The following is a 25199-nucleotide window of genomic DNA, read 5'->3' as shown; positions in this document are numbered from 1 at the left end:
CGCCGACACCTCTGACCGGGGTGTATCGGGACCCCGCGGCGGTCCGTGGCCTCGGTTACGATGAGCCCCCACTGCCATCGATGACGAAGGAGAAGTCATGCACACCAGCACATCTGCCCGCACCGTGGCCATGGTGCTCATCGCCGTGCTCTGCGGCACCGTCCTCGCTCTCGCCGACCGCGGGCCGGCGGCCGCGGCCGCCGCACGCCACTGCACCGGCATCGAATCGGACTCGAGCGTCACGGCCGAGAAGGTCATCGAGGTCAAACAGCGGTCGACGATCACCGCTGACATCTATCTGTGCTCGAAGTCCGACGGCCGCTACGTCCGCGATCAGGGTCCGTACAGGGCTCGGCTCGGGTACAACGGGACGACGGCGGACAAGCGCGAAGGCGACGGGAAGACGCCGAAGGGCGTGTTCTGGATGCGAGAGGGCTTCGGCACCTCATCCGATCCGGGTCTGCAGAAGTCCTGGACGAAGGTCACCCGTGATCATGTCTGGGTCGACGGTGACGCGACCAGGGCGGAGGGCTACAACACGATGCAGCTGAAGTCCGAGGGGTACACCGGCGAATCGCTCTACCAGCCGAAACCGTACAAGTACGCCCAGGTCATCGGGTACAACGAGGCTCGCACCCCCGGCAAGGGCTCGGCGATCTTCCTCCACGCGAACACCGAGTCGGTGAAGACCGCCGGCTGCGTGTCGATGTACGAATCCAGCCTCGTCAAGACGATGGAGTGGGAAGGGGCGACGAAGACGCAGATCGCCATCCACTGAGGTGAGATCCAGGTGGCACCCGCCGGGCCGGGCGTCCGCACACCCGGGCGCTGGACTCAGTCCGTGCCGTGGATGAGTGCGTCGGTCACCTCGGCGAGGGCACCGGCGACACCGGAGGCGGTGACCGCCTGCCGTCCTGCGGCATTGTGGACGAGCACGGCCAAGCCGGCCAGGCGGGCCCACTGATGCGACGACAGCGGTCGGTCATCGCCGTAGCGGCTACGGGCCGAGGCGACGGCGATCAGGGTGCCGAGGACGCCTGAGAGCACATCACCGGCCCCGGCCGTGGCCAGGCTCGCCGGGCCCGGTTCGGGCAGCACGGTGTGCCCGTCGGGGGCGGCGATGACCGTATGGTGGCCCTTGAGCAGGACGATCGCTCCGGTCAGCTCCGCCGCCTGCCGGGCCCATCCGAGCGGGTCCTGGCCGATCCTGCCCGCCGTGATGATCTCGCCGAGGAGGCGGCTGAGCAGCCGGGCCAGCTCGCCGGCGTGCGGAGTGATGATCAGGGGGCGACCGGCCAACCAGGTCTCGGTCATCGTCTCGGCGCGGCCGACCATGTCGAGGCCTCCCGCGTCGAGGACGAGCGGGGTCGTGGTCTCGGTCAGGGCGTCGATGACAGCCTGGATGTATTCGGGTTCGGGATCGCCGGGTCCGATGACCACGGCGTCGACCCGCCCGGAGGCGGTGACCACCTCGGGGTGCAGGCCGATGACGAATTCGGCCACGAGCGGGGCTCCCAGATAGCGGACCATCCCCGCCCCGGAATTGACCGCCGAAGTGGTCGTGAGCACGCCGGCGCCCGGGTACTCCTCCGATCCGGCGAGGATCCCGGTGATGCCGCGGGAGTACTTGTGCCCGTCCCTGCCGGGGCGGGGGAAGTCGGTGACGAGGTCATCGGCGTCGAGCAGCTCTGCGGTCGCCTGCGCCGGGTCGAGGTCGAGGCCGATGTCGATGACGTCGATGAAGCCGGTGAATGCGCTCACACGGGGGTCGACGAGTTCGGTCTTGAGGCCGCCGAAGGTCACGGTGCGATCGGCATGCATCCGCTGCTTCGCACCGTCGGCGTCGGGGCTGAGGTCGGAGGGGACGTCGACGGCGAGCAGGCCGGCGCTGCGCTGCGGTGCCCAGTCGGAGATGAGTCCGGCGATGTGCTCGGGCAGACCGCGGCGACCTCCGGTGCCGAGGATCCCGTCGAGGACGAGGTCGGCGCGGGTCAGCTCCCGCAGCGCCTCCGCTCGGGCGGGGCCGGCGGCTGTCGCGGGGCCGGCGGCTGTCGCCTCGGCGCGGTCGGCGGCGGTGAAGGACACGACCTGGGCACCGCTGCGGCGGGCGGCGGCCAGTCCCTCGGCATGGGTGCGGTCGAAGAGGGTGATGACCGACACGGCCGCGCCCCTCCCGGCGAGAGCGGCCGCGGCGAAGAGCGCGTCGCCGGCGTTGTTCCCCGGCCCGGCCAGCACGCACACCCGCGAGCCCGCGACGCGACCGCGGTCGGCCCGCAGCGTCTCGAGCGCGATGTTCGCCAGGGCGCGGGCCGCCCTGGCCATGAGCGGGACACCGGCGTCGAGCAGCGGCACCTCGGCCCGGCGGATGACCTCGCTCGGATAGGCGAACACACTCATCGACTGCTCCTTCACGTCTCGACGTCTCACTGCACCGTATCCCGTTTCCTCCGCTCAGGGCATCAGTTCTCCGCCCAAGGCATCAGTCCTCGGCCAGCTGCGCGAGTCGGCGACCGGCCAGATGGGCCAGGAACAGCGCCTGGTCGGCCAGACCGTCGTCGCTGTGGCGGGCGCGTGGGGAATGGTTGGCCTCGCGTTCGTCGACCGGCAGGTTCGGCAGCGCCGCCCCGAAGTGTCCGTACGCGCCGGGCACGGCGTCGAGGACGCGGGAGAAGTCCTCCGAGCCGGGCAGCGGATTCGCCTTGCGCACCGTCCGCTCCTGCCCGAAGAGGTTGGTGAAGGTGGCGAGGAAGAATTCGGCCTCGGCGTCGTCGTTGATCGTCGGGGGAAGGATCTGCTCGTAGTCCACCTCGGCGGTGAGCCCATGGGCGGCGACGAGGTCACGCACCAGCTGGGGCAGCTCCGCCTCGGCGCGCGAGGTCACGGTCTCGGAGAACGTGCGGACGCTGACGACGAGGCGGGCCTCGTCGGGGACGACGTTGGCCGCGGTGCCCGCGTTGAACTGGCCGACGGTGACCACGATCGGGTCGAAGATGTCGAACCGGCGGGTGATGTACTCCTGCAGCTGGCCCACGAGCATGGCCCCGACCTGGATCGGGTCCTTGCCCGTGGCCGGGCGGGAGGCGTGGGTGCCCTTGCCGTTCACGGTGATCGTCATCGTCGAGAACGCGGCCATATAGGGTCCGGGGCGGCTGGAGGCGATTCCGAGCTCGGCATCGGCGGACACGTGCAGGCCGTAGGCGGCCTTGACGCGGGGTCCGGCGGCGTCGAGGACGCCTTCGTCGATCATCTTCCCGGCCCCGTCATAGCCTTCCTCCCCCGGTTGGAACATGAATACGACGTCGCCGGGCAGGTGCTCGCGGACTCGGTGGAGCAGCCCGAGGGCGCCGACGAGGCCGGCCGTGTGCAGGTCGTGGCCGCAGGCGTGCATCTTCCCCGAGGTCGCGGCGAAGTCGAATCCGGTCGCCTCGGTCACGGGCAGTCCGTCCATATCCCCGCGCAGGAGCACGGCGGGCACGACTCCGGTCGAGTCCTCCTTCCGGGCACCGCCGCGCAGCACCACGACGATCGAGGACAGCCCCTGTCCCGTGCTCACTTCGACGTCGAGGCCCTCGATGGCCTCGAGGACGAGCTTCTGCGTCACCGGCAGGTCGAGGCCGACCTCGACGTTCTCATGCAGGGCTCGGCGGAGGGTGACGAGTCCGGGGGCGATGTCCGCGGCGTCTTCGGCGGTGGGCAGGTGGATGGGGGTGGCCTCGGCGGAGGCTGTCGGATCGTCGGGAAGTGAGCTCATGCTCCCCAGTCTATGGCTCCTGAGTTCTGCCCATCTGTGCCCGACCGCCGTCCGGACCGTACATCGAGTGCGTGAAGTGCTCGGCGATCCCCTCGATCCCGGGGCTCAGCGACGGGCCCTCCCCTTCGGCGATGACGAAGGTCATCGTCAGGTGCGCATCATGGGTGATCGACAGGTGGATGTTCGTCCCGCCGATCCTCTTGAAGTGCTCGAGCACGAGCCCGCGCAGCCGGAAGGACGGGGCACCGGATCGGGCCGGAACCACCTCGGCGGACTGCCAGGGCAGCCAGCCGGGGAAGCCGATCGCCTTCTTCAGCGCCTCCTTCGCGGAGAACCGGGCCGCCAGAGACGCGTCGGTGCGGCGTCTGCCGTTGCGTTTGAGCTGCTCGCCGGGAGTGAGCAGGCGGTCGAGGAGTTCGGGTACGCGTTCGATGTGCTCGGCGAAGCGCGGCACATCGGCGATGTCCGTGCCGATACCCAGAATGGCCATCGTCTCGCCTTATTCGACGGTGACGGACTTCGCGAGGTTGCGCGGCTGGTCGACGTCGAGGCCTTTGGCCGTGGCCAGTTCCATCGCGAAGATCTGCAGCGGAACGGTCGTCAGCAGCGGTGCCATGAGCGTCGTGGTCTCCGGAACGGAGATGACCTCCGAGGCGAACTGGTCGACCTCTTCATCCCCCTCCTCGGCGATGACGACGGTGTTCGCACCGCGGGCGCGGACCTCCTGGATGTTCGAGATGACCTTCGCATGCAGTGAATCGCGTCCCCGCTTGGACGGCACGATGATGATGACGAGCTGGCCTTCGTCGATGAGCGCGATCGGTCCGTGCTTGAGCTCACCGGCGGCGAAGCCCTCGGCGTGGATGTAGGCGAGCTCCTTGAGCTTGAGCGCTCCCTCCATCGCCACCGGATAGCCGACGTGGCGGCCGAGGAACAGCACAGAACCGACGTCCTGGTTGCGGTCGGCCAGGGCCAGCACCTGCGACTTCGTCTCATCGAGGATGTGCTGGACCTTCTCCGGGATGGTCTGCAGCTCGGACAGGATGGTCGCGATCTCGTCGCGGAACTTGTTGCCGCGCAGCTGCGCGAGGTAGAGGCCGAGCAGGTAGCAGGCAACGACCTGGGACAGGAACGCCTTCGTCGAGGCCACGGCGATCTCCGGGCCGGCGTGCGTGTAGAGGGCGGCATCGGATTCGCGCGGGATCGTCGACCCGAAGGTGTTGCAGATCGCGATGACCTTCGCCCCCTGCTGGCGGGCGTGGCGGACGGCCATGATCGTGTCCATGGTCTCGCCCGACTGCGAGATCGCCACGACGAGCGTCTTCTCGGTCACGACGGGATCCCGGTAGCGGAATTCGTGGGCGAGCTCGACCTCGGTGGGGATGCGGCACCAGTGCTCGATCGCGTACTTCGCGACCTGGCCGGCGTAGGCGGCGGTGCCGCAGGCGATGACGACGATCTTGTCGATGGACTTGAGCACGGACTCGTCGATGCGCATCTCGTCCAGGGTCAGCCGCCCCTCGGTGTCGAGGCGACCGAGCAGCGTATCGGCCACGGCCTGCGGCTGGTCGTGGATCTCCTTGTCCATGAAGGAGGCGAAGCCGCCCTTCTCCGCGGCCGCGGTGTCCCAGTCGACCTCGAACTGCTCACCCTCGACGAGGTTGCCCTCGATATCCGTGATCGTGACCTCATCGGGGGTGATCGTCACGACCTCGTCCTGGCCGATCTCGACGGCCGTGCGGGTGTAGTCGATGAAGGCGGCGACGTCGGAGCCGAGGAAGTTCTCGCCCTCGCCGAGGCCGATGACCAGCGGTGAGTTCCGGCGTGCGGCCACGACCTGCCCCGGAACGTCGGCGTGGACGGCGAGCAGGGTGAACGCACCTTCGAGTTCGCTCGCGGTGGCCCGCATCGCGGCGGTCAGGTCACCGGTGGCGCGGTAGTTCTTGGCCAGCTGGGCGGCGGCGACCTCGGTGTCGGTCTCGGAGAGGAATTCGACGCCCTCGGCGACGAGGTCCTTCTTCAGGTGGGCGAAGTTCTCGATGATGCCGTTGTGGATGAGCGCGAGCTTGCCGTCATCGGCCAGGTGCGGGTGGGCGTTGCCGTCGGTGGGTCCGCCGTGGGTGGCCCACCGGGTGTGGCCGATGCCGGTCTGCGCGGCCGGCAGCGGGTTGGCCTCGATCTCATCGGTCAGGGCGGAGAACTTTCCGGCCCTCTTCGCCGAGGCGAGCTCGCCGTCGGAGGTCACGAGGGCGACGCCGGCGGAGTCGTAGCCTCGGTATTCGAGCCTCTTCAGCCCAGCGAGCACGACGTCGAGCGCCAGATGGTCGGCATTGTCAACGGGGGCCTTGGATACATAGCCTACGATTCCACACATGAGGGAGATTTTACGCACTCGAGGCCGATCTCGTGCATCCCGGCGAGTCACGATCCCATCAACGTGATCAACTGCACGCGTTCGGGCTTCGACCGCGGCCGGGGCCCGCGACGATTCTCGGGGCCACCTCGGCGTCGGAGAAGAACATGACGCGTGACACAATGGGGCGCATGAGCACAGTCGATCCTCAGCTGGACCGCGCGCGCCGGCTCGCCGGACTCAGCACCTCCCGTCGCAGCGAACCCGACTCGACGTCCCCATTCTGGGAATTCGACCGTGAGGTCTGGGGCACGCTCGCCCAGGCCACTCCCCTTCCGCTCAAGCAGCGCGACATCGAACGGCTGCGCGGCCTCGGCGATCGGATCAACCTCGACGAGGTGGCCCAGGTCTACCTGCCTCTGTCGCGTCTGCTCAATCTCTACGTCTCCGCCCGCCGGTCCAAACACGATATGACCCGCCAGTTCTTCTCCCCGCTGCACGAACGGGGCCTGGAACCGCAGGAGGCCAAACACACGCCCTTCGTCATCGGGGTGGCCGGCTCGGTGGCCGTCGGCAAGTCGACCACGGCCCGTGTGCTGCGCGAACTGCTGGCCCGCTGGCCCGACACTCCCCGTGTCGAACTCATCACCACCGACGGCTTCCTCTACCCCAATGCCGAGCTCCAACGCCGCCGCCTGACCGGCCGGAAGGGCTTCCCCGAGTCCTACGACCGGCGCAAGCTGCTGAAATTCATCTCGGCCGTCAAAGCCGGATCCCCCGAGGTCCGGGCGCCCGTGTACTCCCACCACACCTACGACATCGTCCCCGGCGCCGAGGTGGTCGTCCGCTCCCCCGATGTCCTCATCGTCGAAGGCCTCAACGTCCTGCAGCCGGCCCGTCCCCGCCACGACGGCACCCTGGGCCTGGCGATCAGCGACTACTTCGACTTCTCCGTCTACGTCGACGCCCGCTCCCGGGACATCAAGCAGTGGTACGTCTCCCGCTTCCTCAAACTCAAGCACGGTGCCTTCCAGGACGAGGACTCCTACTTCCACCGCTACTCACAGCTCGACGACGACGAGGCCGTGACTCTGGCCACGGAGATCTGGGACTCCATCAACCTCCCGAACCTCAAGGAGAACGTCCAGCCCAGCCGGGGTCGGGCCGACCTCGTGCTCCACAAGTCCGCCGACCACACCATTCGGAAGGTCCAGCTGCGCAAGCTGTGAGCGGACTCGCCCGGGGGCGATGAAATAGTTTCACTCCGGAAACAGTTGCACTGTGTGCACTGCTGTTCTCTCCACCGGAGAGTCACCCGCCTTCAGCGGCGACCGGATGCGGGCGATCCTCGCATCGACACGGCTGAGACCCGTGCCGGCTCGGTCGCTTCGGCACCAGAAAGGGACCGGCTATGAGTATGCCCTCCGCGCACCGTGTGATGTACTCCTCGGTCAAGAACCAGAAGACGCCGCAGACGACCATCCAACCGGGCATCTACCGCAGGATCGGCGCATACGCGACGCGGCACAAGCACAAGCTCATCGTCTTCCTCATCCTCTCCGTCCTCACCGCGGGCATCGGCGTGCTCAACCCGGTGCTCGCCGGCGACGTCGTCAACGCGATCACCGGCGGCGGCCCCGTGGCCACAGTGGTGTGGCTGGCCGTGGCGATCGGCGGCCTGGCCATCGCCGATGCCGCGATCTCGATCACGAACAGGTACCTGTCCTCCCGAATCGGCGAGGGTCTCATCTTCGATCTGCGCACGGCGGTGTACGACCACGTCCAGTCGATGCCGATCGCCTTCTTCAACCGCACCCGCACCGGCGCCCTGGTCTCCCGGCTCAACACCGATGTCATCGGCGCCCAGCGGGCATTCTCGAACACCCTGTCCGGTATCGTGTCGAACTTCGTGTCCCTGGCACTGACCGTGGGCGTCATGGTCACGATCTCCTGGCAGGTGACCGTGATGTCGATCCTCCTGCTGCCTCTGTTCATCATTCCCACCCGCCTGCTCAGCGGGAAGCTCGCCGCTCTGCAGTTCGAGGCCGCGAACAACAGCGCGGACATGTCGACGCGGATGACCGAGCGGTTCTCCGCCGCCGGTGCCACGCTCATCAAACTCTTCGGCGATCCCCGCACCGAGAGCGAGGAGTTCGCCGACAGGGCCGGACAGGTCCGCGACATCGGCGTCAAGGTCGCGATGCTGCAGTCGACGTTCGTGTCCTCGCTGACGCTCGTCTCCGCTCTGGCCCTGGCTCTGGTCTACGGCGTCGGCGGAGCCCAGGCCGTGGTCGGCAACCTCAACGCCGGTCAGGTCGTGACCTTGGCGCTGCTGCTGACCAGGCTCTACACTCCCCTGACGATGCTCGCCAACGCCCGCCTGGACATCATGAGCGCCGTCGTGTCGTTCCAGAGGGTGTTCGAGATCCTCGACCTCGTTCCCTACATCAGAGAGCCCGAGCAGCCGCGGCGGCTGCCTGCCGGCGGTCTCGATGTCGTCTTCGACCACGTCGACTTCGCCTACCCCAGTGCCGAGCAGGTCAGTCTGGCCAGCCTCGAAGACGTCACCGTGCTCGATTCCCGCGGAGGCGACGAGGTCATCCATGACCTGAGCCTGACGATTCCCGCCGGTCACACCGTCGCCCTCGTCGGCTCCTCGGGGGCGGGCAAGTCGACGATCGCCTCTCTGCTGCCGCGCCTCTACGACGTCACCGGCGGGTCGATCCGGATCGGCGGAGTCGATGTCCGCGATCTGTCGTTCTCCGATCTGCGCGAGGCCGTCGGCGTGGTCACCCAGGACGGTCACGTCTTCCACGAGTCCATCCGCGCCAACCTCGCTCTCGTCAATCCCGATGCGACCGAGGAGCAGATGCGCGACGCGATCGATCGAGCCCAGCTGACGAGCGTCATCGACGCCCTGCCCGATGGTCTCGACACGGTCGTCGGCGAGCGCGGGTACCGACTCTCCGGCGGTGAGCGCCAGCGCCTGACGATCGCCCGGATGCTGCTGGCGGCGCCGGACATCGTCGTCCTCGACGAGGCCACCTCGGCGCTGGACTCGACGAACGAGGCGGCGATCCAGCAGGCGCTGGCCCAGGCGATGAGCGGCCGGACCGCGCTGGTCATCGCACACCGGCTGTCGACGGTGCGGCAGGCCGATACGATCCTCGTGGTCGAGGCCGGACGCATCGTCGAGGCCGGCACCCATGAGGAGCTGGTCCGCCGCAGCGGCCGCTACGCCGAGCTCTACGCCACCCAGTTCGCCTCCGCCTGAGCTCGCCGGGCCGGCACTGCGGCCGCGATCAAGGGCCCGCTCAGATATGCAGCGTTTGAACGCTCCACATCTGAGCGGAGCCTTGATCGAGCGCTGAGCGGTTCGAATTCCGGTTACGCGGGGGCTTTCGTGAGGTTCGTCGCGATCTTCCCCGTCTTCGGGGCGACCACTACGCTGACTGGATGTTTGTGCGCGTGATGGGGCGCGTGGAGGTCCTCCATGATGGTGTCGCCCGCGGGGTGCAGGGGCGCACGCAGCGTGCCCTTCTGTCTCTGTTGGTTCTCCGGCTCCGCGTGTGGACGCCGGCCTCGCTCATGGTCGAAGCGCTGTGGCCAGGCGATCGGTCCGAGCGTGCCTTCACGCGCCTTCACGTCCAGATCCACCGACTGCGCCGACAGCTGGGGCACGGCGTCCTCATCAATTCGGCCGGCGGCTACCGACTCGACCTCACCCCGGAATCTATCGACGCGTGGCACTTCGAGCGCAGTGCCCGCTCCGCGCTCACCGAGGCTGCGCCCACTCACGATCTCGGCGCCCTCCGACGACTCGAGGCTGCCGCATCGCAGTGGGACGGTGCGCCGTTTCCCGGTGTCGAACTTCCGGACACCGTGACGTGGCAGTCCGAGCTGGCGGACCTGTACACGCGAGTGCAGGTCAAGCGCGCCGAGGTCCACTTGGAGCTCGGCGACGGACGCGCGGCGCTCGATCTGGCCACACAGCTGTCGCACGAGCAGCCGGAGAACGAACGCGCACAGGTCCTGCGGATGTCGGCTCTGCAGCAGACGGGCCGGAACTCGGAACTGCCCCGGGCCTTCGGCGAAGTCAACCGCACCCTGACCGATCTGGGACTGGAGCCGGGTCCGGACCTGCTCGCCGCCCAGCGCGTCCTGGCCTGCAGCCGGGAGGCGGAGATCCGATCCGAACTCGCCGTCGTCGATCCTGCCGGAGACCTGACTCCCCGCAGCGACGACGCGGCAGACCCGTCGATGCGCGGGACGGTGCTGCGCCGCGAACTCGCCTACATCCTCATGGGCAAGGGACGCCACAGCGAGGCGCTGTCGCTGCTGGAGCGCCTGGAGGCCCTCCACTCCGGCCTCGGGCACGAGAACCTGTGCGCACTCCTGCTGCGGGACATGGTCGCGGTCATGGGCCTGACCGGAGACCTGCGCCGCGCCCTGCGCCTCCTGGGTGAGGCGTCGAGACTCGACGAGCGGACGACGGGGACCGACGCGATGCTGCGCATCGTCCGGGCCCTCGTCCTCACCCACATGCGTCGACTCCGCCGCGCCGCGGACTCGCTGACGGCCTCCGGCGAACCCGTCGGCGCGCGCTCCCGACAGCTCATGTGGTGGCGGGTGCGCAGCCAGATCGACAGGCGAGCCGGTCGGCCCCGCGACGCCGTGGCCGGAGCACTCAGAGCCTGGGACATCGGCAGAGCCGCCGACACCGAGGTCGACCTCGGCCCGGTTCTGCTCGACGTCGCCTGCTCGATGCGCGATGCCGCCGATGCCGACTGCTTCGCCTGGTACCGGACCGTGCTCCGGCATGCTCACGACGCGGTGCGCGTGCCCTTGGCCGCGAGCGCGCATTCGTCGATGGCCAAGGCCCATCTGCTGTGGGGCAGCCCGGAGACGGCGGCCGTGCACTCACGGGCGGGCCTCGAGCTCACGCAGTGGTCGGGGTGCTGGCTGTTCGCCGGACGGGCCGCCGCTCGCCTCGCCGAGGCGGAGCAGCAGCTGGGAGACGCCCCCGCCGCCCTCCGCCACCGGCATGAGGCCCAGTCCTTCTACCGTCGCGTCGACTTCCCGTCGCCGAGTCCGGTCGACGACGCCCCGCCTGCCCATGCCGTGCTCACGCCGACGGCACGGGGTGGTTGGCCGCGAACACGCTCTCAGGATCATAGGCGGCCTTGACCCGGGTCAGCGTCAGCCACTCGCGTTCACCGTAGTTGTCACCGACATCGACCGGTGCCTCGGCGAAGTTGAGGTATCTGCGGCCCGTGCCCCACGGTGACAGGCTCTCGACCAGCCCGGCGGCGTCTCTCCGTCCGCGCGCCTCGTTCTCGGCGGTGTCGGCGATCGCCGCGGCGAAGAGCAGGAAGCTGCCGTCCAAACGGCTGAGCGCGCCGCCGTCGGGATGCCGGCGGGCCAGGGCTCCGCCGAGCTGACGCAGTTCGGCCGACAGCAGGCTGTGCTCGGTGCCGGGCCCGACGCAGGCGAGGAAGGCGTCGACGGCCTCATCCGTCAGCCGCCCCAGCAGAGCCGTATCGGCAGTGACGGGAGTCGGGCCTTCGGGGTCCATATGGAGTCGCGCGATCGAACTCGGCGGCACCTGCGCGAAGGTGTCGACCTTCGGCGACAGCTGCCGGAGCGGAGCGAGGATCCTCTGCGCACGGGCTTCGTCGGCCAGGACGGCTCCGTCCATGCACACGACGGGGCGGCCGCCCACCGATTCGGGGATGTCCGGGGACTGAGGGAGGTTGAGGATGCGCATCGAGGTGGTGATCTCCTCGGCGGCCTCGGGGGCCCACTCGGCCCAGGCGCGCACGACCCTTTCGGCATCGTCGATGTCCCAGACCATCATTCCCGCATGGACGGTCGCCAGGGGGTAGAGCGAGAATTCGAAGGAGGTGACGATGCCGAAGCTCCCGCCTCCTCCGCGCAGGGCCCAGAACAGGCTCTGGTGCTGGGTGCGGTCGGCGCGGACGAGTTGGCCATCGGCCAGGACGACCTCGACGGCGGTGAGACTGCTGGTGGCCATTCCCAGTCTGCGCGCGTACAGGAAGATGCCACCGCCGAGCAGGTAGCCGCCCACTCCGACATCGGGTGAGGAGCCGTGCAGGCAGGCCAGTCCGTGCTCCGCGGCGGCGTCGATGACGTCGCCCCACTGGGCTCCTCCCTGCACTTTCGCCATCGCGGTCATCGGGTCGATCTCGACCTTTCTCATGGCCTCGAGCGTGACCAGGACGGTCGAGGCGAGGTCGTGCTGGACCAGTGGGCCGGCGTTGTGACCCGTGCTCACCGGGGCGACCTTGAGCCCGAGCTGTCGCGACGCTGCGACGACGGCTGACACCTCGGCGGCGGTGACCGGTTCCGCGACCGCGGCCGGGCGGAGGTCGACGGCGGTGTTCCACAGGGTTCTGGCCCTGTCGTACCCGGCATCGCCGGGAAGGTGGATCGTCACCGACCCGACCAGAGCGGCGAGCCCGGCGGCAGGATCGGCTGCGTCCTCACGTGCGGCATCGGTGAGGACCGACTGGGATTGCAGAGTCATGGGTCTCCGATCATTGGAAGAGGTGAGGTTGCACTCCAACGACGGTCGACTCATCCGCCGTTGGATGAGTCGATGCTCCCAGTCCGCGCTTACATCTGGCTTACCTCGCACTGCAGCCCCATGTCGATCAAGGGCCCGCTCGAATATGACGCGTTTGAACGCGTCATATTCGAGCGGGCCCTTGATCGAGCGGAGAAGCGGGGAAGAACGGCAGAGTGCCTTACAGCGCCAGATGCTCCTTGACGGTGGCGGCGAGGCGCTCGGCCTGAGCCGTGGCGGTGTCCTCGGTGGCGGCCTCGACCATGACGCGGATGAGCGGCTCGGTGCCGGAGGCGCGCAGCAGCACCCGACCGGTGTCGGCGAGCTCGGATTCGACGGCGGCCACCTCGGCGGCCACCTGCGGGTGATCGCACCCGTGCTTGTCCACACCTTTGACGTTGACCAGGGCCTGCGGCAGCTGCGGGATCTCCGCGGCGAGATCGGCCAGGGTGCGCTTGGCGTCGGCCATGCGCTTCATCAGGTGCAGTGCCGTCTGCACGCCGTCGCCGGTCGTACCGTGGTCGAGCATGAGCACATGCCCGGACTGCTCACCGCCGAGGACGTAGCCGTCGGCGAGCATCCGCTCGAGCACATAGCGGTCACCGACGGAGGTCTGGACGGTCGCGATGCCGTACCTGTCCATCGCCTGCTTGAGCCCGAGGTTCGACATCACGGTCGTCACCAGCGTGTTGCCCTTGAGCACGCCGAGCTCCTTGAGTCCGATCGCGAGGATGCCCATGACCTGGTCGCCGTTGACCACACGGCCCAGGGAGTCCACGGCCATGCACCGATCGGCATCGCCGTCGAAGGCCACACCGAGGTCGGACTGGGTTTCGACGACGAGGCGCTGCAGCGGTTCGAGGTGAGTCGAACCGACTCCGTCGTTGATGTTGAAGCCATCGGGTTCGGCGGCGGAGACGATCACCTCGGCGCCGGCCTGACGCAGAGCGGCCGGTCCGACGATGGACGCGGCTCCGTGAGCGCAGTCGACGACGACCTTGAGCCCGGACAGCGGACGCTGTCCCTCGGCGTCGAGGCAGTCCACGAGGTGCTCGGTGTATTCATCGGCTGCGGCCGGGTAGCGGGAGATGCGCCCGATCGATGCCCCGGTCGGACGCTGCCAGTCCTCATCGAAGATCTCGAGGATGGCGTCCTCGACGGCGTCGTCGAGCTTCGTGCCGCCGGCGGCGAAGAATTTGATCCCGTTGTCGGGCATCGGATTGTGCGAGGCGGAGATGACGACGCCGAAGGCCGCTCCGGTGTCCTTGACCACCTGGGCGATGCCCGGGGTCGGGAGCATGCCGGCGTCGAGCACGTCGACCCCGGTCGAGGCGATGCCGGCGCTGAGCGCGGCGGAGAGGAACTCCCCGGACACGCGGGTGTCACGCCCGACGACCGCGAAGGGCCGTCGCTGCCCGGTCCAACCGCGGCTGAGTACGCGTGAACCTGCGACGGAGAGCTGCAGCGCCAGTTTGGCCGTGATGTCGCGATTGGCCAGACCGCGCACTCCGTCGGTGCCGAAGAGTCGAGACATGTGGGGATCCTTTCGTCAATGTCGGAGTCGATCTTAGTCGATTCCCGCGCCGAGGCGGGCCGATCGCAGCCGAGGCCCCGGCAGTCAGCGCAGCGATTGCGGCAAGTTGTGAGTTTGCGGCCCGTGAGGTGCTTGCGCTTGTTGCGGGCTTGCTGGGGGCTCAAGGATTTGTACGGGCTCGTTCAAGGCGGATCGCACATATCGACCGGTGGACCCTTCGATGAATGCGCGTCGGCTTGAACGACGGGTTGGGGCGTGTGGGCCGTTCGATAAGTGCGCGTCGCCTTGAACGACGCGTTTGGGCGACCGGCAACCGGCAACCGGCAATAGTCGACCGGCAAACGGGCGACCGGCAATCGCGCGCCGCAGCGGCTGCGCCGCCGAGTCCGGACATGAGAAAAGCGGCCCCGAACCTGCTTCGGGGCCGCTTTTCCATGTTCGTCGAACTGAACTGTCGATGACTGCGACTCAGTGGCAGACCAGCCGCAGCTTCTCGAACAGGTCGATCAGCGCTTCGAGAACTGAGGTGCCTTGCGGGCCTTCTTGAGACCGGCCTTCTTGCGCTCGGGGACGCGAGCGTCGCGGCTCAGGTAACCGGCCTTCTTCAGCTCGGGGCGGTTGGACTCCGCGTCGATCTGGTTGAGCGCGCGAGCCACGCCCAGGCGGACGGCACCGGCCTGGCCGGAGGGTCCCCCGCCGGAGATCAGCACGACGACGTCGAAACGTCCGCCGAGGTCCAGCAGGTTGAAGGGCTCATTGACGAGATGCTGGTGCAACTTGTTCGGGAAGTACTCTTCGAGAGTGCGTCCGTTGATGGTCCACTCTCCGGTGCCCGGGATGAGGCGGACGCGAGCAACAGCCTGCTTGCGACGGCCCACTCCGTGTCCGGGAGCGGTCAGGGATTCTCCACGTCCACCCGCGGTGGACTCGCCCAGACCGGCGGAGGCAGGAGTCTCGGAGGTGTATTCGGTTGCGATCTCTTCGTCGACCACGTCGGTCGCGTTAGTGGTATCAGCCACGGTTCTCCTCGGGATGTCTAGAGCTCAGGCGCTTACTGCGCGACCTGGCTGAGTTCGTACGGCTGCGGATTCTGAGAGGCGTGCGGGTGCTCGGCACCGGCGTAGACCTTCAGCTTCTGCATCTGGGCACGTCCGAGACGATTCTTCGGAACCATACCGGCGACAGCCTTCTCGACTGCACGCTCGGGGTGGGTGGCCAGGAGCTCGGCGTAGTTGACGCTCTTGAGGCCGCCGGGGTATCCGGAGTGGCGGTAAGCGCGCTTCTTCTCGAGCTTCGCGCCGGTCAGCGCGACCTTGTCGGCGTTGATGATGATGACGAAGTCACCGGTGTCGACATTCGGAGCAAAGGTGGTCTTGTGCTTGCCGCGCAGGAGGCGTGCAACCTGCGAAGCAAGGCGACCGAGCACCTGGTCAGTGGCGTCGACGACGTGCCACTGGCGCTCGCTGTCACCGGGCTTGGGTGTGTACGTACGCAAAAGTAGCCTTCTTTTCGTATCTTCTTCAGGAGCAGCGCCGGTTCCTCATCGGGTCGTGAGTCCAACGGGTGCCGAACACTGTTTGTCTTCAATCGGGTGAACCTATCGACGCATTCCCCTCACCTACGGGCCTGCAACGCATGAGGCTATGTAAGGGAGTGCGACAAGCACACACAACGACAATCAAATATACACGGCCCCGCGGCCGGGGAGCAAACGCCCAGAGCGGTCTCAGGCCGGGCTGAAACCCGAGCCGATAGTATTGATCTGTGCCGACTCACTCCAGCCTGCTCCGACGACTTCCCGCATTGAGGATCCTGATGCTGGGTCTGCTGCTCGGGCTCCTGACGATGGGACTCGGACTCGGCCCCGCCTCGGCGAGTGAGACCGGTTCGGCGGGCGGCAGCGCTTCGGCGGGCGACAGCGCTGAGCTCAGCGCGAGCGGCACGAAACAGGCCTCGGACGAGCCCGAAGTCCCGGCCGGGAAGACGGTCGTCTTCGGCATCCCCGGCCTGACGATCAACGATATCGACCGCGAGCGCACGCCGAACCTCTACCGGCTGCTGTCCGAGGGCGCTGCCGCGAATCTCAATGTGCGCACGATCGGCTCGGCCACCTGCCCGGCCTCGGGGTGGCTGTCGTTCGGGGCCGGGGCCCGCGCTCAGGCCGGTCCCTCCCCCGCCGCCGAGGCCGCCGATGAGGAGGACACGGCCCGCTGCCCGACGATGCTCGCCCCCACCACGAACGTCGACAGCGATGCCCTCGACTCCGATGACGCAGCCGCCACGCCGACCGACGAGGACGCAACGGGCCGGAAGAGTGACGAAGCTCATGCGCCGGGCTCGGTCGCCGGAGCGACCACGGGCCGGATCAAGGGCTTCGACGACGTCAAGGAGCCCAACATCGGCTCCGGGTACTCCGTCGACTACGGCATGCTCGCCCGTGCCGTCGCCGAATACGGCAGGGACGGGCCGGAGGGCACTGGAGCGCAGCAGGAGGGCTCCAGCCTCGACTCGTGCGTGGCCGCCGAAGGTCCCGGAGCCGCCTACGCCGCCGCCGATGAGCACGGGGTGGTGACGAACTACACCGACGACGCCGCTGCCGCTGACTGCCGACTCGACCTCGTCGACCTCGGGGCGATCGGGATCCGGTCCTGGCTGTTCGACCCGATCCCGAACTACTCCTACACCGTGCCCGCTCACTTCGACCGCGAGGACCGCGTCGCCGAAGCCGACCGTCGGCTCGGCGTCCGCCTGCAGGAGCTGGAGGAGAACGCGGAGGAGGGGGCGGCCGATCCCACGGTCATCGTCGCCGGCCTCGGCGACAGTTCGGGACTGCCGCAGCTGCGCGCCTTCATCGCCGCCGGCCCGGGCTTCGAGCCCGGTTCCCTGTCCTCGCCGACGACCCGCACCCCGGGGCTGCTGCAGCTGACGGATCTGGCCCCGGGTATCCTCGACGCCCTCGACGTGCCCGCCCCCGGGGCGATGAGCTTCGAGCAGACCCCGACCCAGCAGGCTCCGCAGCAGCGCATCGACGATCTCGTCGCCGATGCCCAGAAGGCGACGACGATCTACGAACACCTGTCGACGTTCTCCCTGACGCTCGACATCATCTTCTACTCCCTCTTCCTCGCCTGCGGTCTGCTGCTGAGCCGCTCGGTCCTCGGTCGCCGAGGCGGAGCCACAGCAGCGCCGTCGGTCCACCGGTTCCTCGCCTGGGCTTCGCTGGCGATCGCGACCGTGCCCACAGGAGCCTTCCTGGCCGGACTCATCCCCTGGTCGCGGATGTCGCAGCCGGACCTCGGCCTGCTCCTGTCGATCGTCGGCACCGCCGCCGCCCAGTTCGCTCTGGCCCTCGTGCCGCCGTGGGGTCGGTCCTGGCGGGGACGCGTGGGTGCTCTGACCCTGATGAATCTGCTCGTCATCTCCATCGACCTGGCGACCGGTTCCCATCTGCAGGCGAACTCCCTGCTCGGCTACAACCCGATCGTCGGCGGCCGCTACTACGGGCTGGGCAATCAGGGAGCGGCGATCTTCATCGTCAGCCTCTTCGTCTTCCTGGGCCTCGCGATCTCCTGGCTGCGGGCGCGCGGACGCAGCCGAGCCGTGATCGCCGTTCCCGTCGTCGTGGGTCTGCTCGCCGTGTTCGTGTCCGGCAATCCCTCATGGGGAGCGAAGTTCGGCGGCACGATCGCCGTCCTCGCCGGTCTCATGGTGCTTCTGGCGCTTCTGACGAAGATCCGCCTGTCGCTCCTCCGGCTGGGGCTCATCGGCCTGGTCTCCCTGGCCGTGCTCATCGGCATCGCCTTCCTCGACTGGCTGCGCACCCCTGGGGCGCGCTCGCACTTCGGCACCTTCTTCGACCAGATCGTCACGGGTGAGGCCCTGCAGGTGATCGGGCGCAAGCTCGGCGCGAATCTTCACATCATCCAGATCAATCCGGCTCTGGCCATCGTCACTCCGCTGGCGATTATCGCCGTGCTGCTCTTCCTGCGCTACCTGCTCCGCTTCCCCCGCATCGGCGCCGACAGCCGCACCGGACGGCTGGTGAATAAGTGGCGAGGCAAACTGCCGCAGGTGTTCACCGACTCCGCCCTCCACTTCGGATTCCTCGCCGCGGTGACCGGCCTCGGCGTCGGACTCGTGCTCACCGACTCCGGTGTCGCTGTGCCCTCGACCGGGGCCATGGTCCTCCTGCCCTACCTGTTGGCGCTCAGCGCCGAACACGCCGAGGACACCGTGGCGAAGCCGGACGCCGGGCTCGGGTCCGGCAGTGGTGGGGGCTCGGGCACCGGGCCCGGCACCGATGCCGGAACGGACTGCGCAGGCGGGAGCGGCGCCGAGGAGGTGCGCTCATGAGAAGTCCCGCGCACTCGACGACGACTCGGCTGCTCCTCGGCGTCCTGGCGTTCACGTTCGTCCTCCTCGGTCTGCCGCAGGCCGTGCAGACTGCGCCGAGCCAGCGCCCCGGACAGTCGGACCCGGCCGGTGCCTCGGCCGATCAGGGCGTGGTCTCGATCAATGTCTCCGGGTTCAGCTTCGAGGACCTCGACCCGCGCACGACCCCGCATCTGTGGGTGATGATGAAGAACGCGCAGATCGGGACGATCACTCCCCGCAGCGTGCGCTCGACCAGCTGCCCGGTCGACGGGTGGCTGGGCCTGGGATCCGGCCGACGGGCGGCCGATGAGCCCCGCGACCAGTGCCGCCAGCCGGCCCCGCCGATGGACGGCTGGGTGGCCGATTGGGACGTCTACGCACAGGTCGCCCGGGACGACAACTACGACGCCTCCCTCGGAGCCCTGGCCGAGGCGGTGCCCGATGTCCGCTCCTTCGGTGCCGGTGCCGCGATCGCCGCCGCCAGCCCCTCCGGTCATGTGAGCGACTGGTCCTCCGTCGGTTCGGATCTGGGCTCGCAGGTGGCGAAGTCCTCGGCCGACGGTCAGCTCGTCCTCGTCGATCTCGGCAACACCGCCGCCGACGGCTACTCGCTGAAGGAGCTCGACGCGCGGGTCGGGGACATTCTCGAATCGACCGGGTGGATGAGCGGTCAGCAGCAGGACCGCCTCGGCGAGGGGACGACGCCCGTGGTGTTCTCATCCATCGCCGACGGAACGCACGAGGGCTCGTCGATGCAGGCGACGATGATGCTGCGGCCGGGTCAGCCCGCGGGTCTGCTGACCTCGTCGTCGACCCGGCAGCCGGGGCTGGTGCAGGTGCCCGATCTTGCGCCGACGCTCGTCGAGCTGTCCGGGGCCGAGGAGATGGACAATGCCGCCGGCGCCCCGATGACCTCGGTCTCGACCGGATCGGATTGGAAAGCGCGCTATCAGGACGTGCTCGATCGGCAGGTGGCGGTGAAGACGCAGAGCGACCTGTCGACGTGGTTCTTCCCGGTGGTCGCGGCGCTGATGCTCGGACTCCTGGCTTCGGCCCGGCTGCTGCGGAAGAACCATCGGCAGCTCGTCCACTCCGGGGCCTATCGTCTCGGCATCGTGTTCGCGGCGATGCCGATCTCGACGTATCTGGTCAACACCGTGCCGTGGGAGCGGGCGACGAACCCGGATATCGCAATGCTCGGCGCCCTGGGCGGGTGGTCGCTGCTGCTCGGGGGCATGGCGCTGCTCGGTCCCTGGCGCAGACACCGCTTCGGTCCCGTCCTCTTCGTCTCGGTCGTCACTGTCGCGGTGCTCGCCTATGACGTCGTCACCGGTTCCCAGCTGCAGATGTCGACCCTGCTGGGAGAACCGCTGCTGATCGCCTCCCGGTTCTACGGCATCGGCAATTCAGCGCTGGCGCTGTACTGCTGTGCGCTGCTGCTGGCCGTGGCCGGTTTCGCCTCGCTGGTGACCAAGCCCCTGCACCGGGTCCTCATCGTCACCGTGCCGGTGCTCATCTCCTGCGTCCTCCTCGCCGCCCCCGGTTTGGGAACGAAGTTCGGGTCCGTGCCGACGCTCATCATCGGAGTGGCCTATCTGGTCCTCGCCGCCGCGAGCATCCGGTTCTCCCTCAAGCGTCTGGGACTGACCGTGGGCATCGCCGGCTTCGTCATGCTCACCGTGCTGTTCCTCGACTGGCTGCGGCCACCCGATCAGCGCACTCACTTCGGACGCTTCTTCGACTCGATCATCAGCGGCGAGGCGCTGAATGTCCTCGCCCGCAAGATCGGCATGAACATCGATATCCTCACCCAGTCGTGGATGACCCTGGTGCTGCCCCTGATCATCATCGGAGTGTTCTGGATGGCGCTCAACCCCACGCGCTTCGGACTGCGGGGACTCCACGACGCCTTCCAGCGGATCCCGCTGCTGCGTGCGGCGATGATCAGCTTGGCGATCCTCCTCGGCGTCGGCACCGTCATCAACGATTCGGGCATCGTCGTGCCGGCGGTGGGCATCCTGTTCCTCGTCCCGATCCTCACTCACGTCGAGACCTTCCGTCCCGGTCAGTCGCAGCCGACCGGCGAGGCGCCTGCCGGTGGCGGGCCGGGTGCCGCGGGCAGATAGCACCGGCGCAGCCCAGCGGCGGCAGCGGCATCCCTCACCGTCAGCGGCAGACCCACCCGCTTGCCGCAGAACAGCGCCGCACCACCACGTCGCACCGAAGCACCGCGCTGACATGCCGCCGCCGCAAGGTGAAGCCGCTACGGGCAGGCGAGGCCGCTGCCGGTGATGGATGCTCGGCAGACAGCATGTGCGGAAATCCCCTAGGGCAAACCCGAGCAGTCTGCGCGGGCTCAGATGCCGATCCGGCGACGGCGGACCATCGTGACCACCGCGCTGCCGGCGACGATGAGAGCCAGAGCCGCCGCGACGACGTTGGCTGTCTCGACTCCGGTCCGTGGCAGATCCCCGCCGTCCTTCGAGCCGTTCGCGTCGGAACCGCTCGCCTCGGAGCCGGAGCCGTCCGCACCTGCGCCGTCCGCCGAACCGTCGTCCGCCGAACCACCGCCGGCATCGGACGAACCGTCCGCGCCATCGGCGGCGCTGTCACCGCCTGCCGCACTGTCGCCGCCGTCCGCGGCACCGCCATCGGCAGCACCGCCGTCGGCACCACCGTCATCACCGGCGGAGGCATCGGCGTCCTCGGAGACAGCGGCAGTGGCCTCGAACTCGTGCGGAAGCGGCAGCGGGTTGTCGTCCCACCACGGCCCCTCGGCATTCGCCTGCAGACTCACCTTGACGGTCACCTCTCCCGAGGCGTCCTCCGGAGCGGTCACGGTCACCGGGGTCTGGCTCTCCCCCGCCGGGATCGAGTCGAGTGTGATCGTCGTGGTCTCGTTCGCCTCGGGGCTCACCTCGGGAGCCTTCGCCGACGGGGACGAGGACGCTCCGGCCGCCTCGGCGGTGAATCCCTCCGGCAGGTCGACGGTGACGTCGACGGGACCGGGCACCTCGGATTCGGCAGTCGTCTCGAGGACGAATTCGGTGCTGTCACCGGCCGTGATGGTCTTCGGCCCCGTGAGGTCCGCCGCGAGTTCACCGTTGTCGATGACGTCCTTGGCCAGATCGGCCTGACGTTCGTTCTTGTCCGGCGCCACGGGCGTGTTCTTCTCGAAGTAGGACGTCCAGGTGTCGAAGTCGGTCAGCCCCGACTGTTCGAAATCACCCTTGGCGAAGGAGGCGAAGTTGTCACCGCCGGCGGCGAGGAAGCTCAGCGTGGCGACCCGGTAGTCCTTGTCCTCCTCGATCTCCTGGCCGGCGACCTTGACGGACGTCACGTGCTCGCCCCGCTCAGCGTCCGAATCGTAGACGACGTCGATCTCATCGGAGATGCCCAGGTGGAGGAACGCGTTGCGCGCACCCTCGGGCTGCCACTGCTCCTCGAACAGGCCGATCACGTCCTCGCCCTTCATCGTCACCACACCGTGGTCATTGGCGAACGGCAGGACCTCGTTGAGTTCAGCGGCTGTGACCTCGCACTTGTCCTCATCGTTGTAGATGTGGTCGCAGAGCAGGTCGGTGCGCAGTCCGCCCGGGTTCGTGATCCCGAAATCGGCCTCGGCCAGCTGTGAGTCTTCGACACCGTCCTTGAGCGCATCGGCGACGAGGTTGCCCAGCGTGGATTCGGCACCGCGGTCCTCATTGCCGTCCGTCTCGGCCCGGGTGATGTCCTCGGTGATCTTGCCGTGGACGACGGAACCGGGCACCTTGGCCGCCTCGTCCGCGTCGTCGATGATGGAAGCGACCTCGTCGACGACCGGTGAGTCGTAGCTCTTGTCCTCGGTGTCGATGAGGTCGGTCGCATCAGTCGTCCAGTTGCCCTCGCCGTCGGCGGTGAGCTGGACCTGTCCGACGTATTCGCCGTAGCTGCCGGCCTCGAGAACCGGACGCGTGCGGTCGGGTTCGCCGGGAACCGGGGCCTCGAAGGAATACGGCAGATGCGTATGACCGGTGAAGAGCACGTCGATCGAGGCGTCTGCCTCGGTCACGAGCTTGTTGAACTCGGCGTTCGAGGCCAACGCGTCCTCGAGGCTCTCGGTCGAGGACGCACCGAGGTGGGCCTCGACGACCGTCATGTCCGGCTGTTCGTCCGCGGGAAGGTCCTCGATCTCGTCGGCGACCCGATTGACCGCGTCGGTCGGGTCACCGAATTCGACGCCTTCGATGCCCGCGGGAGAGACCAACGACGCGGTTTCCTTCGTGACGACGCCGATGACGGCGACCTCGACACCGCCGACGTCGACGATCGAGTACTCCTCGAGGCCGTCGGCGACGTTCTGCGAACCCCTGTCGTAGACATTCGCGCCGAGGTAGGGGAAGTCGGTCTCGTCGACGACGCGCCCGGTGAGGTCGTCGACACCGCGGTCGAATTCGTGGTTGCCCACCGCCGAGGCCTGCACGCCGATCGCATTGAGCACATCGAGTGTGGGCGTGTCGTCGGCCGAGGACGAGTTGTACGGTGAGGCGCCGATGTTGTCACCGGCCGACAGCGTTCCCGTCCCGCCCTTGTCTTCGTAGGCCGCGCGCTGCTCTTCGACGACCGAGGCGACCTGTGTGCCGGCATCGGAGATGCGTCCGTGGAAGTCGGTGATGTTGAGCAGCTGCACCTGGGTGCCGGCCTCCGCCGCCTGAGCGGCGGCATCGTCCGTGCCAGTGGAGGCAGAGGCGTCGTCCGTGCCAGCGGAGGCGGCGGCGTCATCAGCGGTGTCAGAGGGGGAAGCGGTGGTCGCGGAGGACTGGCCGGCGCCGAGGTCGGGTCCGGCGACGGCCGGAGAGAGACCGGGCAGCGTCAGCATCGACACCGCCGCTCCTGTGGCCAGCACCTTTGACACGAGCTTGGACATGTATTCAGTTCCTTCGGTTATTCATCGGACGCACACCAACGGTGCCGAGGAGGGGCGGACGCGTCCATCCTGCAATGCCGATGCGAACGGAGGGTTACCTGCACGCAAATCTACACAGGATTCTCACATCTGGGAAGAGGGATTCTCTCATAATCACGACATGTGTGATGGAGTGAGGGCCTACTCCCGGTCGCGGCGAGCCATGGTCTGCGCCGCCCGTGCGGCGTACTCCTCAGGGGCCGGATAGCCGACCTCGGTGAGGACGAGACCTTCGGCGGGCGTGACGAACATGGGCACATCCGGACTCAGACCGGCATCGGCCTCGGCGATGAGCTCCGCGGGTCGGGTCACCGCCCAATTGCCGGATCCGACCTTGATCAGCCCGCCGACGAGCGCGCGGACCATGTGGTGGCAGAAGGCGTCGGCGCGCAGATCGATGGTGATCACCGCGTCCTGGTCGCGTTCGACCCGCAGTTCGTGGAGGGTGCGGATCGTCGTCGCGCCCTCGCGGGGTTTGCAGAAGGGAAGGAAATCGTGGAGTCCTCGGACCTCTGAGGCGGCCGCGGCCATGGCCTCGGCGTCGAGTTCTCCCTTGTGCCGGGGAGTCACGGCGGTCAGCAGCGGGTCGATGAACGATCGGTGATCGGCCAGACGGTACTGATAGGACCGCCACAGTGCGGAGAACCGGGCGTCGAAGGACTCGGGCACCTCGGCCGCGGCGTGGATGACGATGTCGGAGAAGTCGCCGGCGCTGAGCACTCCGCGCAGACGGGAGAGCAGAGCCACCTCGGCGGACCGGTTCGAGTGACCGATGAGCTTCGCGATCGCCTCGGCGCTCAGGTCGATGTGGACGACCTGCCTCCGGGCGTGCACGCCGGCGTCGGTGCGGCCGGCGACGACGGTGGCCACCTCGGTGCCGGTGATGCGTCGAAGCCCGGATTCGACGGCGTCCTGGACGGTGCGCAGGCCCGGCTGTTTGGCCCAGCCGTGGAAGTCCGTGCCCCGGTAGCCGAGGTCGATGCGGAACCGGTTCACTCCTGCCCCCTCGCCGAGGTGGGCCCGCCCTCATCGCCGGCGAGCTCGGTGAAGGGCTCGCGGGGTTTGAAGACGCTGGTGAACAGGCGGGAGATCGGGCGCATGCGCTGCCGGTGGTAGCGTTCCACGTTCACATTGTAGAAGCGGGCGGCGGCCAGGATCCGTTCGGTGAGCACCTGCAGCTGCCCGTGCAGCAGCTGGATCGTCGTGTCGATCTCCTCATTGACCGCCGGCTGTTGGGCACCTGCCGGCCCCGAGGTCAGGGACCGTTCGTTGGCGGTGGGGATGAGGGCGGCCTCGTCGACGGCCTCGGTCAGCGCGTTCTCGGCGGCCGCACCGCGGTGGCCGAAGGGGGCGCGTTCGGCGGAGGCGAGGGCGAGGGCGATCGTGGACAGCTCGTTGCCGGTCATCTGCTGGAGGGTGCCGATGTAGGCGGGCACAAGGGCGTGGCGGGCGCGGATCTCACCGATGAGCTGCCGTTTGGCCTCATCGCACAGCGACCGGGCCATGGACAGCTGGTTGAACCGCAGGATGGTGAACACGAGCAGGAGGACGAGGAGCGCGGCGGCGACGCCGCCGCCGATGATGAACCAGACCACGGACGACTCCCCTCGATTGTGCGCTTGACACTGATTCCGCTGGCTGTGCTCGACCGGACTG

Annotated in this window: 17 protein-coding genes; 6 read left to right on the top strand and 11 right to left on the bottom strand. The window is 68.3% G+C overall.

Annotated elements, in window-relative coordinates; translation table 11 throughout:
- The first annotated feature begins 97 nt into the window (after window positions 1-97).
- A complete protein-coding gene (locus IG171_RS02545; RefSeq protein ID WP_212129657.1) occupies window positions 98-778 on the top strand; it encodes a hypothetical protein in 681 nt (226 codons plus the stop codon).
- A gap of 56 nt (window positions 779-834) precedes the next feature.
- Here the strand turns inward: IG171_RS02545 and IG171_RS02540 are convergent, their stop codons facing one another.
- The 4 genes from IG171_RS02540 to glmS form a co-directional block, all read right to left on the bottom strand.
- Window positions 835-2397 carry a bifunctional ADP-dependent NAD(P)H-hydrate dehydratase/NAD(P)H-hydrate epimerase gene (locus tag IG171_RS02540; protein ID WP_212129656.1) on the bottom strand — a complete coding sequence of 521 codons (1563 nt, stop codon included), beginning with the start codon at window positions 2395-2397 and terminating at the stop codon, window positions 835-837.
- Between the two features lie 82 nt (window positions 2398-2479).
- Window positions 2480-3751 carry a M20 family metallopeptidase gene (locus IG171_RS02535; protein WP_212129653.1) on the bottom strand — a complete coding sequence of 424 codons (1272 nt, stop codon included), beginning with the start codon at window positions 3749-3751 and terminating at the stop codon, window positions 2480-2482.
- 10 nt (window positions 3752-3761) lie between these two features.
- Window positions 3762-4241, bottom strand: a complete 480-nt coding sequence (locus IG171_RS02530) for a holo-ACP synthase (RefSeq protein ID WP_249203989.1) — start codon at window positions 4239-4241, stop codon at window positions 3762-3764.
- A 9-nt stretch (window positions 4242-4250) separates the two neighbouring features.
- Complete coding sequence (gene glmS, locus IG171_RS02525; RefSeq protein WP_212129651.1) at window positions 4251-6125, bottom strand: glutamine--fructose-6-phosphate transaminase (isomerizing); 1875 nt, start codon at window positions 6123-6125, stop codon at window positions 4251-4253.
- 170 nt (window positions 6126-6295) lie between these two features.
- On the opposite strand from glmS, the gene coaA reads away from it, so the two are divergent.
- The 3 genes from coaA (at window position 6296) to IG171_RS02510 (ending at window position 11291) form a co-directional block, all read left to right on the top strand.
- Complete coding sequence (gene coaA, locus IG171_RS02520; protein ID WP_212129650.1) at window positions 6296-7333, top strand: type I pantothenate kinase; 1038 nt, start codon at window positions 6296-6298, stop codon at window positions 7331-7333.
- A gap of 182 nt (window positions 7334-7515) precedes the next feature.
- Window positions 7516-9378 carry an ABC transporter ATP-binding protein gene (locus IG171_RS02515; protein ID WP_212129647.1) on the top strand — a complete coding sequence of 621 codons (1863 nt, stop codon included), beginning with the start codon at window positions 7516-7518 and terminating at the stop codon, window positions 9376-9378.
- A gap of 182 nt (window positions 9379-9560) precedes the next feature.
- The gene (locus IG171_RS02510; protein WP_212129646.1) at window positions 9561-11291 is read left to right on the top strand and encodes a bacterial transcriptional activator domain-containing protein; all 1731 of its coding nucleotides are present in this window, start codon (window positions 9561-9563) and stop codon (window positions 11289-11291) included.
- Here IG171_RS02510 and IG171_RS02505 read toward each other — a convergent pair.
- The 4 genes from IG171_RS02505 to rplM all read right to left on the bottom strand — a co-directional run bounded on the left by IG171_RS02505 (window position 11230) and on the right by rplM (window position 15719).
- Entirely contained in the window at window positions 11230-12651 is a 1422-nt protein-coding gene (locus IG171_RS02505; RefSeq protein ID WP_212129645.1) for an FAD-binding protein, read from the bottom strand. The two genes, IG171_RS02510 and IG171_RS02505, sit on opposite strands and share 62 nt — an antisense overlap.
- 220 nt (window positions 12652-12871) lie before the next feature.
- A complete protein-coding gene (glmM, locus tag IG171_RS02500; protein WP_212129644.1) occupies window positions 12872-14224 on the bottom strand; it encodes a phosphoglucosamine mutase in 1353 nt (450 codons plus the stop codon).
- Between the two features lie 506 nt (window positions 14225-14730).
- Window positions 14731-15243: a 30S ribosomal protein S9 gene (gene rpsI / locus IG171_RS02495; protein ID WP_212129643.1), complete on the bottom strand. Its 513-nt coding sequence runs from the start codon at window positions 15241-15243 to the stop codon at window positions 14731-14733.
- Window positions 15244-15275: 32 nt separating this feature from the next.
- Window positions 15276-15719 carry a 50S ribosomal protein L13 gene (gene rplM, locus IG171_RS02490; protein WP_212129641.1) on the bottom strand — a complete coding sequence of 148 codons (444 nt, stop codon included), beginning with the start codon at window positions 15717-15719 and terminating at the stop codon, window positions 15276-15278.
- Window positions 15720-15988: 269 nt separating this feature from the next.
- Between rplM and IG171_RS02485 the strand changes: the two genes are divergently transcribed.
- Together IG171_RS02485 and IG171_RS02480 are read left to right on the top strand one after the other, a co-directional pair.
- Window positions 15989-18577 carry a hypothetical protein gene (locus tag IG171_RS02485; protein ID WP_212129639.1) on the top strand — a complete coding sequence of 863 codons (2589 nt, stop codon included), beginning with the start codon at window positions 15989-15991 and terminating at the stop codon, window positions 18575-18577.
- Complete coding sequence (locus IG171_RS02480; protein ID WP_249203988.1) at window positions 18574-20724, top strand: hypothetical protein; 2151 nt, start codon at window positions 18574-18576, stop codon at window positions 20722-20724. Before IG171_RS02485 ends, IG171_RS02480 begins: the two co-directional genes overlap by 4 nt.
- 230 nt (window positions 20725-20954) lie before the next feature.
- Here IG171_RS02480 and IG171_RS02475 read toward each other — a convergent pair whose 3' ends face one another.
- The 3 genes from IG171_RS02475 to IG171_RS02465 form a co-directional block, all read right to left on the bottom strand.
- Window positions 20955-23504, bottom strand: coding sequence for a bifunctional UDP-sugar hydrolase/5'-nucleotidase (locus IG171_RS02475; protein WP_212129637.1), 2550 nt, complete (start codon window positions 23502-23504; stop codon window positions 20955-20957).
- A 180-nt stretch (window positions 23505-23684) separates the two neighbouring features.
- Window positions 23685-24539, bottom strand: coding sequence for a tRNA pseudouridine(38-40) synthase TruA (gene truA / locus IG171_RS02470; RefSeq protein WP_212129631.1), 855 nt, complete (start codon window positions 24537-24539; stop codon window positions 23685-23687).
- Window positions 24536-25138 (bottom strand): LemA family protein, encoded by a 603-nt coding sequence (locus tag IG171_RS02465; RefSeq protein WP_212129630.1) that lies wholly within the window; start codon window positions 25136-25138, stop codon window positions 24536-24538. Before IG171_RS02465 ends, truA begins: the two co-directional genes overlap by 4 nt.
- Window positions 25139-25199: the final 61 nt, after the last annotated feature.

The sequence above is a fragment of the Brevibacterium sp. SMBL_HHYL_HB1 genome (assembly GCF_018208375.1).
Classification (GTDB): Bacteria; Actinomycetota; Actinomycetes; order Actinomycetales; family Brevibacteriaceae; genus Brevibacterium; species Brevibacterium intestinavium.
The sequence above is the reverse complement of the archived record's forward strand: the minus strand, read 5'-3'. Positions and strand labels throughout refer to the sequence as shown.

Excerpts from the sequence above, each read along its gene's own strand:
- IG171_RS02515 (WP_212129647.1), top strand. The coding sequence starts at position 7,516 with ATGAGTATGCCCTCCGCGCACCGTGTGATGTACTCCTCGGTCAAGAAC.
- IG171_RS02545 (WP_212129657.1), top strand. The coding sequence starts at position 98 with ATGCACACCAGCACATCTGCCCGCACCGTGGCCATGGTGCTCATCGCC.
- IG171_RS02475 (WP_212129637.1), bottom strand. The coding sequence starts at position 23,504 with ATGTCCAAGCTCGTGTCAAAGGTGCTGGCCACAGGAGCGGCGGTGTCG.
- IG171_RS02540 (WP_212129656.1), bottom strand. The coding sequence starts at position 2,397 with ATGAGTGTGTTCGCCTATCCGAGCGAGGTCATCCGCCGGGCCGAGGTG.
- IG171_RS02535 (WP_212129653.1), bottom strand. The coding sequence starts at position 3,751 with ATGAGCTCACTTCCCGACGATCCGACAGCCTCCGCCGAGGCCACCCCC.
- IG171_RS02480 (WP_249203988.1), top strand. The coding sequence starts at position 18,574 with ATGAGAAGTCCCGCGCACTCGACGACGACTCGGCTGCTCCTCGGCGTC.
- IG171_RS02510 (WP_212129646.1), top strand. The coding sequence starts at position 9,561 with ATGTTTGTGCGCGTGATGGGGCGCGTGGAGGTCCTCCATGATGGTGTC.
- coaA (WP_212129650.1), top strand. The coding sequence starts at position 6,296 with ATGAGCACAGTCGATCCTCAGCTGGACCGCGCGCGCCGGCTCGCCGGA.
- IG171_RS02505 (WP_212129645.1), bottom strand. The coding sequence starts at position 12,651 with ATGACTCTGCAATCCCAGTCGGTCCTCACCGATGCCGCACGTGAGGAC.
- glmM (WP_212129644.1), bottom strand. The coding sequence starts at position 14,224 with ATGTCTCGACTCTTCGGCACCGACGGAGTGCGCGGTCTGGCCAATCGC.
- glmS (WP_212129651.1), bottom strand. The coding sequence starts at position 6,125 with ATGTGTGGAATCGTAGGCTATGTATCCAAGGCCCCCGTTGACAATGCC.
- IG171_RS02530 (WP_249203989.1), bottom strand. The coding sequence starts at position 4,241 with ATGGCCATTCTGGGTATCGGCACGGACATCGCCGATGTGCCGCGCTTC.